Source organism: Gordonia sp. NPDC003504 (genome assembly GCF_053587995.1).
The window spans coordinates 610,499-625,601 of record NZ_JBSFPC010000001.1 but is presented as its reverse complement, the minus strand read 5'-3'; the positions used below and the strand labels follow the sequence as shown (position 1 = coordinate 625,601).

Here is a 15,103-nt window from a genome sequence, read left to right as displayed (position 1 = left end):
CGGCTGTGGCGCAGGCGACGCAACTTGGCCGACGCCCCGACCACCGAATACCCTCACGTGCGTGAGTGACGCCCAGACATCCCAGGCCCCCGCCTCGTCGGCCGACGACCAGACTCCCGAGCAGCTGCGTATCCGCCGGGAGAAGCGGGAGCGGATTCTCGGAGAAGGACGCGACGCCTACCCGGTGTCGATTCCGCGCACCCACAGCCTCGCCGAGATCCGCGCGACGTACCCCGACCTGGAGGCCGGCACCGAAACCGGTGCGATCGTCGGCGTGGCCGGGCGCATCATCTTCCTCCGCAACAAGGGCAAGCTGTGCTTCGCGACGCTGCAGGAGGGCGATGGGACGCAACTGCAGGCGATGATCTCCTTCAACGGTGTCGGCGAGGATTCGCTGGCCCGGTGGAAGGCCGAAACCGATCTCGGCGACATCGTCTTCGTCCACGGCGAGGTGATCAGCTCCCGCACCGGCGAGTTGTCGGTGATGGCCGACTCCTGGGAGATGGCGTCCAAGGCGCTGCGTCCGCTGCCCGTCGCGCACAAGGACATGAACGAGGAGACCCGCGTCCGGCAACGCTACGTCGACCTCATCATGCGTCCCGAGGCCCGGCAGATCGCCCGCACCCGCATCGCGGTGATCTCCGAACTGCGCAAGGCCCTCGACCGCCGTGACTTCCTCGAGGTCGAGACCCCGATGCTGCAGACCTTGCACGGCGGTGCCGCGGCGCGCCCGTTCACCACGCGCTCCAACGCCTTCGACATCGACCTGTTCCTGCGGATCGCGCCGGAACTGTTCCTCAAGCGTTGCATCGTCGGCGGAATCGAGCGGGTCTTCGAGATCAACCGCAACTTCCGCAATGAGGGCGCCGACTCCACCCACTCGCCGGAATTCGCGATGCTGGAGACCTATCAGGCCTACGGCACCTACGACGATGCCGCGGTGATGACCCGCGAACTCGTGCAGGAAGTGGCGCAGGGCGCGCTCGGCACGCTCACCCCGACGATGTCCGACGGCTCGGTCTACGACCTGTCCGGTGAGTGGACCTCACTGTCGATGTACCCATCGCTGTCGGAGGCCCTCGGCGAACAGATCGTGCCGATGAGTGACTCCGGCGGCACCACCGTCGATGAACTGCTCGCCATCGCCGCGCGTGTCGGCCTGGAGATCCCCAAGGACAAGGGCTACGGGCACGGCAAGCTCGTCGAAGAACTGTGGGAACACATGGTGGGCCAACATCTTTCGCGGCCTGTCTTCGTGCGGGACTTCCCGGTCGAGACCTCGCCGCTGGTGCGCGCCCACCGCAGCATCCCCGGCGTGGTGGAGAAGTGGGACCTCTACGTCCGCGGCTTCGAATTGGCCACCGGCTACTCCGAACTCGTCGACCCGATCATCCAGCGGGAACGTTTCGTCGACCAGGCCCGCCTCGCCGCTGCCGGCGACGACGAGGCGATGGTCCTCGACGAAGAGTTCTTGGCCGCAATGGAATACGGCATGCCGCCGACCGCCGGTACCGGCATGGGCATCGACCGGCTGCTGATGGCGCTCACCGGTCTCGGCATTCGCGAGACCATCCTGTTCCCGTTGGTGAAGCCGCTGCGGGACTGAGCCTGCGAGAGCAGTTCAGAATCTGCTCAGCAGCCGTCGGGCGGTGAACGCTGTTCCGCCGATGCCGAAGGCGATCCCGAACACCGACCCGATCGCGATCGCCGCCGATCGCAGCGTCCCCATCGAATCTGTCCGTTTCGACCCTGCCCGTCCGTTGCCCGACCCACCCGATTGGTTGTGTCACACCCATTCACCGCGACGCAAGTACGCCGCGTACCGCGTCGACCGAATCACCGACCGCGTCGACGCGGTGCCACCGCTCGTCCGGTGTCTCCAAGGTCCGGGTTTGTCGCCGCGCCACGTCGGCAGTGGCGTCGGATGCATCCGGACCGCGATGCTCGATGCGTGAGATACGTTCGCTTTCGGGGAGTTCCAGCCATACTCCGGTGAATGCGCAGCCCGCGTGCTCGGCCACATCGGCGATGACACCGGACTGCGAGCGCCGCCCGAACACCGCATCGGCGATGACGCTCATCCCGTTCGCCAGGTCAAGGCCCGCCAGCCGAAATACCTCGGTGTAGACGCCGGCCCGTGCCTCGTCGGTGTAGGCCGAGCGGGGCAGCGGCTCATCGACGGTCACCCCGGCGAGCCGTTTGCGGAGTACGTCGGTGCGCAGAATCCTCGCACCAGGGGCCGGTGCGAGGTCACCGCCGATGGCCCGCGCCACTGTCGACTTTCCGGTACCCGACCCGCCGCCGATCGCGACGAGCCGCGGCGCGACGGGCTCGGTAAAGCCCAGCGCCAGCGAAAGATACGAGTTGGCCCGATCGGCGGCACCCTCGGCCGCGGCGACATGCGCACGAACCGTCGCCCGCACGCCGAGGATCAACGGCAACAGTGCGAAGCCGACCTCATCGTCGGTGGAGAGATCGAGGTAGGCGTTGATGACGACGTTGGCCTCATGCCGTAACCCGCGGGCCCACAGGTCCATCACCAGGAAGCCGATGTCGTAGAGCACGTCGGTGGTGGCCATCTCGGCGTCGAACTCCAGGCAGTCGAACGGAATCGGCTCGCCGTCGACAACGGCGATGTTGCCCAGATGCAGATCACCATGACCGTGCCGGACGCGCCCGGCCCGTGCGCGAGCGTCCATCAGGTCGGCGTGCGCGGTGATCATGGCGGTCAAACGATCGGTGAGTTGTTGTGCCAGTGCGGGTTCGAGGATCTCAGGAAACGCCGACATACTCGCCAGATTCCCGTCCACGACCTCCTTCAATCGGGCCGCGCCGTGCGGATCGTCGGACACCTGTGCGTCGCGGTGCATGTCGACGACGCGTGCGGCGAGGTTCTGCAGCAGGCGGTCATCGAGGGCTCCGGCGTCGGCCTGCCGGCTGAGCAGGGCATCGTCTGCGAAACGCGTCATCTCGAGAACCCAGTCGACGGTCTCACCGGGCCCATCCAGTGACGCCGATCCGTCGTCGGCGCGCCGCAGTGCGTGCAGTCCGAGGTAGATGTCGGGAGCGGTGCGGCGATTGAGGTCGAGTTCGGCGGCGAGGGCGTCGTGTCGCAGGTCGGAGGTGGAGAAGTCGAAGTAGCGCAACCGAACCGGCCGCTTGAGCTTCCATGCGCGATCGCCGTTGAGCAGGATGGTCGCGCCGTGCGTGTCGATACGGGTGGTGGGCGCAGCGGGGTCGAGGGCACCGGTCTGGGCCAGCAGGTCGGTGCTCTGGGTCTCACGGGTCCGCGCGGAAGTCACGCGTCAAGCACATCACAGGTGGGGGAGGTCGGCTAGATGACGCGTAAGGGCTCGGCCAACGCTCATTGGTAGCGTCGCTACTCATGGGGACGTGGGCTGCTGGACCGTTCGGCAACGATAAGGCGCTCGACTTCGTCGGTGACGTGGTGGACCAGCTGACCGAGCCGATCGCCGAGTTCCTGGAGTCGCCGTCGATCGCCGAGACCTTCGACGAAGCGTTCGGTGCCCTGGCCCTGCTCAACGAGGTGATGGAACGCACGCCCGTTCGGCCGTGGGGTAGTGACGGTCCGTCGGCCGGTGATCTCCGCGTGGCGTTTCTGCGGTGCTATGACGACCAGATCGGTGAGATGGGTGCGGGCGAGGAGTTCCCGGCCGATCAGCGGGCTGCGCTGGTCGCCGAGCTCGACCGGTATGCCGGGCTGATTGGCGAATGACTGAAGTCGTCCCCGTCAGCGGTTCTCACCGGAAATATCCGGTGAGGTCGCCTCACCGGGACGTTTGTGGGCATTCCTCGTCGGCACCCCCGCTCGCCGCAACTCCAGTGTGAGGCATGCGAGATACGCACGGGCATAAGGGATCAATCCCGGCTCCATCGAGCAACGCCTCGCTGTCCGACACGCCAAAAGTGGGGGAGGAATCTTCTTCCCCCACCCTTTGCTTCATTCCCCAACAGTTTCTTGCCGACGAAACGATCTTCGGGGGAGGAAACGTTCTTCCCCCACTTCCGGCCCGCTCACGTCAACTCCCGTTTGAGGATCTTTCCCGCGGCGTTCCGCGGAAACGCGTCGACGAACACCACCGAGCGCGGCACCTTGAAGTTCGCGAGATGCTCACGCGCATAGGCGATCACATGGTCCTCGTCGAGGTCGGCGTCATCGCCTACGGTGAGATAGGCCCGCCCCACCTCGCCGAGACGCTCGTCGGGCACCCCGATCACCGCGGATTCGGTCACCCCGTCGAGTCGGGCGAGGGTCTGCTCGATCTCGGCGGGATAGACGTTGAAGCCGCCGCAGATGTACATGTCCTTCAGGCGATCGGTGATCGTGAGGTTGCCGCGCCCATCGATGGTGCCGATGTCGCCGGTGTGCAACCAGCCGTCGGCGTCGATGGTCTCGGTAGTGGCCTGCTCGTCGTCGAGGTAGCCGCGCATCACCATCTTCCCGCGGGCGAGGACCTCGCCCTGATCCGATAGTGCGATCTCCATACCCGCAAACGCCCGGCCGCAGGTATTCGCAACCGTCTCGTCGTCGTCATCGGGGGTGCAGGTCGAGACGAATCCGCTGGCCTCGGTGAGGCCGTACGCGGTGATGACGGTGTGGACGCCGAGATCGGCCTGGATCCGTTCGATCAGGACGACCGGCACGATGGCCGCACCGGTCACCACCAGCCGCAGCGACGAGAGGTCGAGGCCGTCGCGGGCAGGATCATCGAGGATGGTCTGGAAGATCGTCGGTGCCCCGGGGAACACGGTGATGCGATGGGCGGCAATCCGGTTCATCGCCTCGCTCGGTGAGTAGACGGCCAGCGGATACATGGTCGAGCCGAACAGGGTGCACGGCAGGATGCCGGCCTTGTAGCCGAAGGTGTGGAAGTACGGGTTGACCATCAGATAGCGGTCATCGGGGGAGAGCCGGCCGTTGGCACCCCAGGCATGTGAGCCGGCGAGAGTCTGCTGATGTTCCGCCAGAACACCTTTCGACTTTCCGGTCGTACCCGAGGTGAACAGAACGTCGGAGATGTCGTCGGGCGCAACCGCTTCGGCCCGGTGTTGTGCCTCCGCCCGGGTCTCGTCGGTGGCGCGGGCCAGGAAGGCGTCCCAGTCCAGAACTCTGTCGAGGGGTTCAGCGCCGGCCGAGAGCGGAATCCGCACGACCACCTGGGGAAGCGCGGCAGCGTGGTCCCGGATCAGGTCCGCGGCGTGATCCGCCCCGAGGAACTCGCCGGACACGAAGACCGCCTGCGCATCGGACCGTTCGATGACGTCGATCGCCTCACCCGCGGTATAGCGCGTGTTCAACGGAACCAGCACCGCGCCCGCGTGATGGACGCCGAGTGCGGCGACCGGCCAGTGATGACTGTTGGGTGACCACAGTGCCACCCGGTCGCCGGGCCGGATGCCCGACGCGATCAGTGCGGCGGCGACGTCGATGACCCGCTCCCGCAATTGTGCCCACGTGAGCGCGACGGGCGTGCTCCACTGGGTGTCGACCAGGGCCGGACGATCCGGCCACGACGTGGCGGCCCGCGTCAGCGCGGCGGGGGTCGTCGAGACGCTCTCCATGCTCCCAACCTAGCACTTGCTTGGTGGGCTATGCTAGCGATCATGACCTCGATCAATCTGGCAGACAGATCTCTGGACCTGGGCGAATGGGCAGCTCAGACGCCCGACGCCACCAGGATCTTCGCCAAGGCGGTCCGCGACTGGCTGGCCGAGAACCTCGTCGGCGACTTCGCCGACCTCCGGGGCCGCGGCGGGCCGGGCAGCGAGCACGAGTTCTTCGCAGAGCGACTCGAATGGGACCGGCACCTCGCTCGCGCCGGCTGGACCTGCCTGGGCTGGCCGACCCGCCACGGCGGTCGCGGCGCCACCCTCGAGCAGCGGATCATCTTCCATCAGGAGTACGCCCGAGCCAACGCGCCCGCCCGCGTCAATCACCTCGGCGAGGAACTCCTCGGCCCGACACTGATCGAATACGGAACTCCCGAGCAGCAGCAGCGTCTCCTGCCGGGCATCGTCGACGTCACCGAGCTCTGGGCGCAGGGATACTCCGAGCCGGGCGCCGGATCGGACCTCGCGGGCGTGTCGACGTCGGCGCGACTCGACGACGACGGGCGCTGGCATCTCAACGGCCAGAAGATCTGGACCTCCCTCGCCCACGTCGCACAGTGGGTCTTCGTCATCGCGCGCAGCGAACCCGGCTCCAGTCGGCACCATGGACTGAGCTTCCTGCTGGTCCCCCTCGACCAACAGGGGATCACGGTCCGGCCCATCCAACAACTCACCGGCACATCGGAATTCAACGAGGTCTTCTTCGACGACGCCGTCACCGACGCCGATCTCATCGTCGGCGAGCCCGGCCAGGGTTGGTCGGTCGCGATGGGACTTCTGCAGTTCGAACGCGGCGTGTCCACGCTCGGTCAACAGGTGGGCTTCGCCCGCGAGCTCGACTCCATCACCGAGATCGCCCGCACCAACGGCGCCATCGATAATCCGGAGATCGCCACCCGAGTGGTCCGCGCCGACATCGGCCTGAAGGTGATGCGTGCCCACGCGCAACGCACCCTCGACGGTGACGTCGTCCCCCAGGCGGGTGCGGCGTCGGTGGCAAAACTGTTGTGGGCCAATTGGCATCGCGATCTCGGTGCACTCGGCATGGACGTTCTCGGTGCACCGTCGCTCATCGGACCCGGCGCCACCGTCGAAGGCCGACCCAACGACATCACCGACCCCGAACACGTCGAACTCGACGAATGGCAACGACTGTTCCTGTTCACCCGCGCCGACACCATCTACGGCGGGTCGAATGAGGTGCAGCGCAACATCATAGCCGAGCGAGTCCTCGGCCTACCGCGGGAGGCACGCGCATGACTGTATCCGACACCCAGGCCGACCAGACCGGCCGATCGTCACTGGCCGATCCGCCGGCGGAGACGCCCGGGCACGGACTCCTGTTGGGCCGCAAGGTGGTTGTCACCGCGGCCGCCGGAACCGGCATCGGTTTCGCCACCGCCCGCCGCGCACTACTCGAGGGTGCCGACGTCCTCATCTCCGACTGGCACGAACGTCGCCTCGCCGAGGCGCACGACGCACTCGCCGCGGAGTTCGCCGACCAGACCGTCACCCAAGCGCCGTGCGATGTCTCCGACACCGACCAGGTGGACGCGCTGATCACCCGCGCCGCAGACGAACTCGGCCGGGTCGACGTCCTGGTCAACAATGCCGGTCTCGGTGGTGAGACGCCGGTCGCCGACATGACCGACGACCAATGGGATCGTGTCCTCGACATCACCCTCAACGGCACCTTCCGTGCCACCCGCGCCGCACTGCGCTACTTCCGCGCCGTCGAACACGGCGGCGTGATCGTCAACAACGCCTCCGTCCTCGGGTGGCGCGCCCAGCGCGGCCAGGCCCACTACGCCGCGGCCAAGGCCGGGGTGATGGCACTGACCCGTTGTGCCGCAGTCGAAGCCGCCGACTTCGGGGTGCGCATCAACGCCGTCGCCCCGTCTATCGCCAAGCACCCGTTCCTGGCGAAGGTCACCAGTGACGACCTTCTCGACGAACTCGCCTCCCGCGAGGCCTACGGCCGCGCCGCGGAGGTCTGGGAGGTCGCGGCCACCATCGCGATGCTCGCCAGCGACTACACCACGTACCTGACCGGCGAGGTGGTCTCCATCTCCAGCCAACGCGCCTGAGCGCAACCAGAACCGAACCAGGAGAACAGATGTCCGCACCACAGGCCTACATCGTCGACGCCCTCCGCACCCCGGTCGGCAGACGCAATGGCGCCCTCGCCAAGACCCATCCCGCCGACCTCGGTGCGCATGTGATCACCGCGATCCTCGATCGCACCGGCATCGACCCGATGATCGTCGACGATGTGGTGTTCGGCTGCGTCGATGCGATCGGCCCGCAGGCCGGCAACATCGCGCGCACCGCATGGCTCGCCGCCGGTGGACCACTGGCCATTCCGGGGACAACCGTCGACCGCCAATGCGGTTCCAGCCAGCAGGCGATCCACTTCGCCGCGCAGGGCGTGATGAGCGGCACCCAGGACGTCGTCCTCGCCGGTGGTGTCCAGAACATGAGCGCCATCCCCATCAGCCAGGCCATGATCGCCGGGCAGGAGTTCGGATTCACCACGCCCACAGCCGAATCCGCGGGCTGGCGGGAGCGCTTCGGGGATGCCGAGATCTCCCAGTTCGCCGGCGCCGACGCGATCGCGTCCAAGTGGGACATCAGCCGCGAGGACATGGAGGCGTGGGCGCTGCAATCGCATCAGCGCGCCAAGACGGCCATCGCCGAAGGTCGTTTCGACAAGGAGAACGTGCCGCTCGGCGACTGTGTCGTCGACGAATGCCCGCGCGAGACCTCACTGGAGAAGATGGCCGGTCTGGCGCCCCTCGCCGAGGGGTCACGGCTCACCGCTGCCGTCGCGTCACAGATCTCCGACGGCGCGTCGGCGGCGCTCGTCGTCTCCGAACGGGCACTGAAAGAGTACGGACTCACCCCGCGGGCGCGGATCCATCACCTGTCGGTGCGCGGCGACGACCCGGTGATGATGCTCTCGGCTCCTATCCCGGCCACCGCCTACGCGCTGGCGAAGACCGGGCTGAGCATCGACGACATCGACGTCATCGAGATCAACGAGGCCTTCGCGTCGGTGGTGCTGGCCTGGCTCAAGGAGACCGGTGCCGATCCGGCGAAGGTCAATCCGAACGGCGGCGCCATCGCCCTGGGCCACCCGCTCGGCGCGACCGGCGCCAAGCTGTTCGCCACACTGCTCAACGAACTCGAACGCACCGGCGGTCGCTACGGACTGGAGACCATGTGCGAGGGCGGCGGCACGGCGAACGTCACGATCATCGAGAGGCTCGGCTGACACTGACAGCGTCGTCGTCAACGGGGAGGCGAGCGCTGTCAACGCTGGTGAGGGCGCCGTCGAACCATCTGAGAACATCTGTAGTCACATGCCTGTGATGTGTCGCATACTATGGTGGAACGAATGGGCGTGAACGTCTCAGCGGTGCCCGCCGCGAGCGTCGCCTGATGATCGACCAATCTGGAGGCGGCGATGACCAAACCTGCTGACGTGTCCACCAAGATCGAGGGGAACGTCTCCTCGGAGGCGCACTCGATGACCGAACTGCTGGAGATCCAGCGAGCCGCGTTCCTGCGCGACGGCATTCCGGATGCGAACACCCGCATCGATCGGATCACCCGACTGACCGCCCTGCTGCTCGACCACGGTGACGAGATCGCCGAGGCGCTGACCGTCGACTTCGGGTCGCGACCCAAGGAACTCAGCATCGCCTCCGATGTCGCGGGTTGCATGATCGACCTTGCCCATCAGCGTCGCGGGGTCAAGGAATGGATGGCCGAGTCGCCGTCGGCAAAGGTCCAGGGCCTGATGGGCTTCAAGCAGCGCGTCCGTCACGACCCGCTCGGTGTCGTCGGCATCATGGGGCCGTGGAACTTCCCGTTGCAGCTCACCTTCGTGCCCGCGGGATCGGCCTTCGCCGCCGGTAACCGCGTCCTGATGCGCCCGTCGTCGATCACCGCCCGCACCACCGCGGTGATCGCCAAGTACGCACCCGACTACTTCTCCATCGAGGAACTCGCCGTCATCACGCCCAAGCATGGGTCGGGTTCGGATTTCGCGAAGCTCACTGTCGACCACATGTTCTTCACCGGTTCGCCCGACGTCGGCAAGTCCGTCGCGCAGGAAGCCGCCAAGAACCTGGTGCCGGTCACCCTTGAACTCGGTGGCAAGAACCCGGCTGTCGTCGACGTCTCGGCCGACATCGACAAGGCCGCGAAGATGCTCGCCGATGCCCGCATGGTCAACGGCGGCCAGGTCTGCCTCTGCCCCGATTACGTCTTCGTCCCGGAGGCCAAACTCGGCGAGTTCACCGACAAGGTGATGGCCCGTTGGACCGCGAATTTCGCGACCATCTACGACAATCCGCAGTACACCTCCACGATCAACCAGAAGAACTACGACCGCATCGTCGACCTGATCGACGACGCCGTCTCGCTGGGCGCGGAAAAGCGTCAGGTGATCCCCGGTGGCGAGCCGCTGCCGTCGGCCGAGCGTCGCAAGATCCCGCCGACCCTGCTCACCGGGGTGAAGGCCGGCATGAAGATCGCCGACGACGAGGTCTTCGGTCCGGTCCTGTCGGTGTACCCGTACCGCGACCTGACCGAGGCCATCAACCACATCGCGAGCAACCCGCATCCGCTGACGATGTACTGGTGTGGCGACGACAACGACAACCTCAAGCGTCTCGCCGACAACACCCGCTCGGGGTCGATCAACGGCAACGACTTCGCCCTGCACATGTTCGGGGCGGAACTGCCGTTCGGTGGCGTCGGCCGCAGCGGCATGGGTGCCTACCACGGCAAGACCGGCTTCGACACGTTCAGTCACGCACGCGCCGTGGCATATTCGTCGATGCCGTTCACCGTGGCCGAGATGATGTCGCCGCCGTTCCTGCCGCGTGACACCAAGATGGGCAACGCACAGATGAAGCTGTGGGGCTTCTTCAACAAGCGTGCGCAGAAGAAGGTGCGTAAGTAGCGCCGGATCGCCGAAACCGACTGGGCCACCCCCATACCCAAGCGCTTGCTAGGGTATGGGGGTGGCGCCACGTAACGGTACTTCCCGTCGCGACGAACTGCTGACGACCGCGAGTGCGATGTTCGCCGAGCAGGGACTTCGCTCGACCACGGTTCGCGACATCGCCGACGCCGCCGGCATCCTGTCGGGCAGTCTGTATCACCATTTCGACTCCAAGGAATCGATGGTCGACGAGATCCTGCGCGGCTTCCTCGATTCGTTGTTCGGTCGGTACCAGCAGATCGCCGACGCCGGACTCTCGGCCGCCGACACCCTCCGGCAATTCGTGATCGCCTCCTTCGAGTCGATCGACGCCGACCACAACGCCGTCGCGATCTATCAGGACGAGGCCAAACGGCTTGCGCCACAAGATCGTTTCGCCTACATCCGAGAACGCAACACCGAGTTCCGGACCCTGTGGCATGCGGTGCTGACCCGTGGTGTCGCCGACGGCGAGTTCCGCTCCGACCTTGACGTCGAACTCGTCTACCGCTTCCTGCGTGACACCGTGTGGGTGGCGGTGCGGTGGTATCGCCCGGGCGGCAGCATGGGTGTCGAGCAGATCGCCGATCAGTACCTGTCGGTCGTGCTCGACGGGATCCTGCCGCGCACCTGAGCAAGGGAGACTTAGGCTACCCTTCCTTTTGTTGCGCGTAGGCGTTAACGTACGCGTATGACATCCACCGCGGAGGCCCCGCCGAGTCCGATCGCCACGGCACCGGACGCCGACACCGATGCCCACGCCAGAGCCCGGGAGAACTCCGGCGCGCTCCGGGAACTGCTGGCGCCGGTCCGATCCCGGGTCAGGCTGGGCCAGTCGCTGCAACTCCTCGCGTCCGCGGCGACGGTCGTGCCCTTCATCGGCGTCGTCGAACTCGGTCACACGCTGCTCGCGCCCCGACCGGTCGATGAGTCGCGCGTCTGGGTGATCGTGGTGATCGTCGTCGCAGGGCTCGTCGCGCGGGGTTTCTTCGGTGGCGCCGCGCTCGGGGTGACGCATTACGCGGACATCGACCTGCAGGCGGTTCTACGCCGACGCATCGTCGCCAAACTCGGACGCCTCCCGCTGGGCTGGTTCAGTGCCAACACCTCTGGAGTCGTCCGCAAGACGGTGCAGCACGATGTCGGTGAACTCCACTACCTCGTCGCGCATGCGGATGTGGAAACGACTGCGGCCGTAGCGACTCCACTCTTCGCGCTGATCTACTTCTTTGTTCTCGACTGGCGTCTGGGCCTGCTGGCCATCGCGACGCTGCCGCTGTACGCGATCGCCTACGCCTGGATGATTCGCGACAGCACCGCACAATAGGCGAAGATGAATGCGTCGCTGGAGAAGATCAGCGCCACCATCGTCGAGTTCGTGACCGGGGTGGCCGTCGTCAAGACCTTCGGACGCACCGGACGCGCACATCAGGCATTCATCGACGCCGCAGACGAATTCAACGACGACTTCGAGGCATACATCCGCCCGATGCTGCGCATCGAGGCGCTCGCCGGTGTGATGCTGTCGGCGCCGCTGATTCTGCTGGTGAACCTCGGCGGTGGATACTGGTTCGTCCGCGAGGGATGGGTCGCCCCGATCGACATGCTGGGGGCGACGCTGATCGCCATGGTGTTGCCGAGCACTCTGATGGCCGCAATGATGGCCATGCACAATCGGCAGCAGGCCGCCGCAGCGGCCGGACGCATCGTGGACCTGCTGACGTTGCCGGAACTGCCGATCACCGCACATCCCGTTGTCCCCGAGAATAACTCGGTGGTGATCGACGCCGTGAGCTACACCTATCCGGATACAGGGCAAGGTAACGGCGTGACGGCCCTGCGCGAGGTGAGCCTCACGCTGCCCGCCGGGAGTCTGACCGCGGTCGTCGGTCCCTCGGGCAGTGGGAAGTCCACTCTCGCGACACTCATCCCGCGCTTCGTCGATCCCGATGCCGGCCGGGTCACCATCGGTGGCGTCGACGTGCGCGACATCGACCCCGAGGTGCTCTACCGGCACGTGGGATTCGTGCTCCAGGATGTCGCATTGCTCGAACTGACTGTGGCGGAGAATATTCGGCTCGGGCGGCCCGATGCCTCGGATGCGGAGGTGGAGGCGGCGGCACGCGCCGGACGGATCCACGATCGAATCGTCGCCCTACCGCGCGGATATCACTCGGTGATCGGGGTCGACGCGCACCTGTCCGGCGGTGAGGCGCAGCGCGTCACGATCGCACGCGCGTTACTGTGTGATGCGCCGATCCTGATCCTGGACGAGGCCGCGGCATTCGCCGACCCGGAGTCCGAAGTCGATATCCAGCAGGCGATTTCAACCCTGATCGCCGGTCGCACCGTCCTGGTGATCGCGCATCGTCTCGGCTCCATCACTCATGCCGACTCGATCGTCGTGCTCGAATCCGGGCGGATCGCCGAACGCGGCACTCATGATCAGTTGCTGGCCGCAGGCGGGCCGTACGCCGCGCTGTGGGCCGCCTGGCAACGGGGCGCCGTCCCGGAGAGTGCCGAATCGACCGAAGAGGCCGGGTCGACCGAAGATACCGGGGCGACCGAACAGAATGACGGAGAGACAGCATGATTCGCGGATACCTGACCATCCTCGGTGACGAGCGTCGCCGGTTGTATGTGGTCCTGGCCTGGGCCGTCGCCTACGGCGTGGCCCAGGGTGTGTCGATGCTGCTCTTGGTGCCGATCACCCGCGCACTCTTCGACGGCGACGTCCGCACCGCCGGAGGATGGTTGCTGCTCCTCATCCCGGTGGTCGCACTGTGCTGCGTAACGTTCTACCTGCAATCGTTGTCCGCCATGCAGATGGCCGTACACACGATGCGTGCTCTGCATCATCGCCTCGGTGACCATCTGGTCACGTTGCCACTCGGCTGGTTCACTTTAGACAAGACGGCGGCGGTCTCCCAAATAGCGGTCAAGGGAACGATGTTCGTCGGAAGCGCCGGAGCACACCTGATGACCCCGATCATCACCAACCTCGCCGGATCGGCCACCGTCGTGGTCGGATTGTTCTTCTTCGACTGGCGGATCGGACTCACCGCCGCCGTCGGAGCGATGGTGCTCTGGGGAGTGGGAGCGCGTGCCAGCGTACTGATCGCCGACGCGGAGTCGCACAACCATGACACCGCCGTGGCAGTGAACGGCCGGGTCCTCGAGGTGGCGCGACACCAGCCGACGCTGCGAGCCTTCGGGAGCGCCGGTGCCGACTACCGGCCACTGGAAGACGCACTCGAGCAACAGCATTCGATCGGTCGGGCGATGATGGGCCGATCGGTGACCGGTCTGCTGATCAACGGCCTCGCGGTGCAGGCGGTCTTCACCGCGATCCTCGTCGTCGGGGCAGCGCTCGCGGTCTCTGGTGACATCGAGGCGGCCTTGGTGATGGCGGTGTTCGGTCTTGCGGCCCGCTTCACCGACCCGATTTCCGAACTCGCCGAACTCGGTTCGGCGATGCGGATGTCCACCGCGGAGATCGATCGGATCACCGACATCCTGCACACCCCGGCGATGCCGCAACCCGCATCGCCGGTCGCCCCGACCGAACGCGGGTCGATCGAGTTGGTGGATGTGTCGTTCTCCTACAGCGGTGATCCCGACGGCAGTGATCCGGACGGCAGCGGTCCGGACGTCGCCGTCGGCACCGCGTCGACGCGATCACGGGTTGTCCTGCGCGACATCGGTTTCAGTGTTCCGAACGGGTCGATGACCGCCCTCGTCGGTCCGTCGGGCTCCGGGAAGACCACCGCCACCCGGCTGATCGCCCGTTTCTACGACGCCACGGCGGGAACGGTCCGCGTCGGCGGCGTGGACGTTCGCGATCAGGACACCGCGACACTGATGGCGCAGTTGTCGCTGGTGTTCCAGGACGTGTATCTCTTCGACGACACGCTGTGGGAGAACATCCGGATCGGTCGTCTCGACGCCACCGACGACGACATACGTCGGGCGGCCGCCACCGCGGGTGTCGACTCCATCGTGGAGCGACTGCCCGGCGGATGGGAGACGCGGGTGGGCGAAGGCGGTTCGGCGCTGTCCGGCGGGGAGCGGCAGCGCGTCTCGATTGCCCGCGCACTGGTGAAGAACGCGCCGATCGTGCTGTTCGACGAGGCGACGAGCGCGCTCGACCCGGAGAACGAGGCACATGTCGCGGCGTCGATCCGGGAACTGGCCCGAGAATCCACGGTGCTGGTGATCGCGCACAAGATCTCCACCGTCCTCGCCGCCGACCAGATCGTGGTGCTGACCTCTGACGGGCGCCTCGCGGACATCGGACGCCACGACGAATTGTTGGCCCGCGGCGGGACCTACGCCGACTTCTGGCGACAGCGCAACGCGGCGGCCGGATGGACGATGGGCGTCGCTCAACCCGCGGGTACCGCAGGTTGATGCGCCGTCGACGGTAGTGTTGCCGCCGGAGAAGTACCGGCGAGGCGGGTAGAAAAGCGGTGATCGAGC

10 protein-coding genes and 1 pseudogene are annotated in these 15,103 nt (G+C 66.5%); 9 read left to right on the top strand and 2 right to left on the bottom strand.

Annotation, left to right across the window (positions count from 1 at the left end):
• Positions 1 to 61 precede the first annotated feature (61 nt).
• Complete coding sequence (lysS, locus tag ACWDPV_RS02735; RefSeq protein WP_449741653.1) at positions 62 to 1,606, top strand: lysine--tRNA ligase; 1,545 nt, start codon at positions 62 to 64, stop codon at positions 1,604 to 1,606.
• A gap of 190 nt (positions 1,607 to 1,796) precedes the next feature.
• Here lysS and ACWDPV_RS02730 read toward each other — a convergent pair whose 3' ends face one another.
• Entirely contained in the window at positions 1,797 to 3,302 is a 1,506-nt protein-coding gene (locus tag ACWDPV_RS02730; protein WP_449741652.1) for a bifunctional aminoglycoside phosphotransferase/ATP-binding protein, read from the bottom strand.
• Between the two features lie 83 nt (positions 3,303 to 3,385).
• Between ACWDPV_RS02730 and ACWDPV_RS02725 the strand changes: the two genes are divergently transcribed.
• Entirely contained in the window at positions 3,386 to 3,736 is a 351-nt protein-coding gene (locus ACWDPV_RS02725; protein ID WP_449741651.1) for a DUF4259 domain-containing protein, read from the top strand.
• Positions 3,737 to 4,035: 299 nt separating this feature from the next.
• Here the strand turns inward: ACWDPV_RS02725 and ACWDPV_RS02720 are convergent, their stop codons facing one another.
• A complete protein-coding gene (locus tag ACWDPV_RS02720) occupies positions 4,036 to 5,583 on the bottom strand; it encodes a FadD3 family acyl-CoA ligase (protein WP_449741650.1) in 1,548 nt (515 codons plus the stop codon).
• A gap of 42 nt (positions 5,584 to 5,625) precedes the next feature.
• Between ACWDPV_RS02720 and ACWDPV_RS02715 the strand changes: the two genes are divergently transcribed.
• From ACWDPV_RS02715 to ACWDPV_RS02685, 7 genes and pseudogenes are all read left to right on the top strand, one after another.
• Positions 5,626 to 6,891: an acyl-CoA dehydrogenase family protein gene (locus ACWDPV_RS02715; RefSeq protein ID WP_449741649.1), complete on the top strand. Its 1,266-nt coding sequence runs from the start codon at positions 5,626 to 5,628 to the stop codon at positions 6,889 to 6,891.
• Positions 6,888 to 7,718, top strand: coding sequence for an SDR family oxidoreductase (locus tag ACWDPV_RS02710; RefSeq protein ID WP_348806565.1), 831 nt, complete (start codon positions 6,888 to 6,890; stop codon positions 7,716 to 7,718). The genes ACWDPV_RS02715 and ACWDPV_RS02710 overlap by 4 nt, the downstream gene beginning before the upstream one ends.
• A gap of 29 nt (positions 7,719 to 7,747) precedes the next feature.
• Complete coding sequence (locus ACWDPV_RS02705) at positions 7,748 to 8,905, top strand: acetyl-CoA C-acetyltransferase (RefSeq protein ID WP_348806566.1); 1,158 nt, start codon at positions 7,748 to 7,750, stop codon at positions 8,903 to 8,905.
• 192 nt (positions 8,906 to 9,097) lie between these two features.
• Positions 9,098 to 10,603, top strand: coding sequence for an aldehyde dehydrogenase family protein (locus ACWDPV_RS02700; RefSeq protein WP_348806567.1), 1,506 nt, complete (start codon positions 9,098 to 9,100; stop codon positions 10,601 to 10,603).
• A gap of 61 nt (positions 10,604 to 10,664) precedes the next feature.
• Positions 10,665 to 11,258: a TetR/AcrR family transcriptional regulator gene (locus tag ACWDPV_RS02695; protein ID WP_449741648.1), complete on the top strand. Its 594-nt coding sequence runs from the start codon at positions 10,665 to 10,667 to the stop codon at positions 11,256 to 11,258.
• A 57-nt stretch (positions 11,259 to 11,315) separates the two neighbouring features.
• A pseudogene (locus tag ACWDPV_RS02690) lies at positions 11,316 to 13,217 on the top strand (ABC transporter ATP-binding protein).
• Positions 13,214 to 15,034 (top strand): ABC transporter ATP-binding protein, encoded by a 1,821-nt coding sequence (locus ACWDPV_RS02685; protein WP_449741647.1) that lies wholly within the window; start codon positions 13,214 to 13,216, stop codon positions 15,032 to 15,034. Before ACWDPV_RS02690 ends, ACWDPV_RS02685 begins: the two are co-directional and overlap by 4 nt.
• The last annotated feature ends 69 nt before the right edge of the window (positions 15,035 to 15,103 follow it).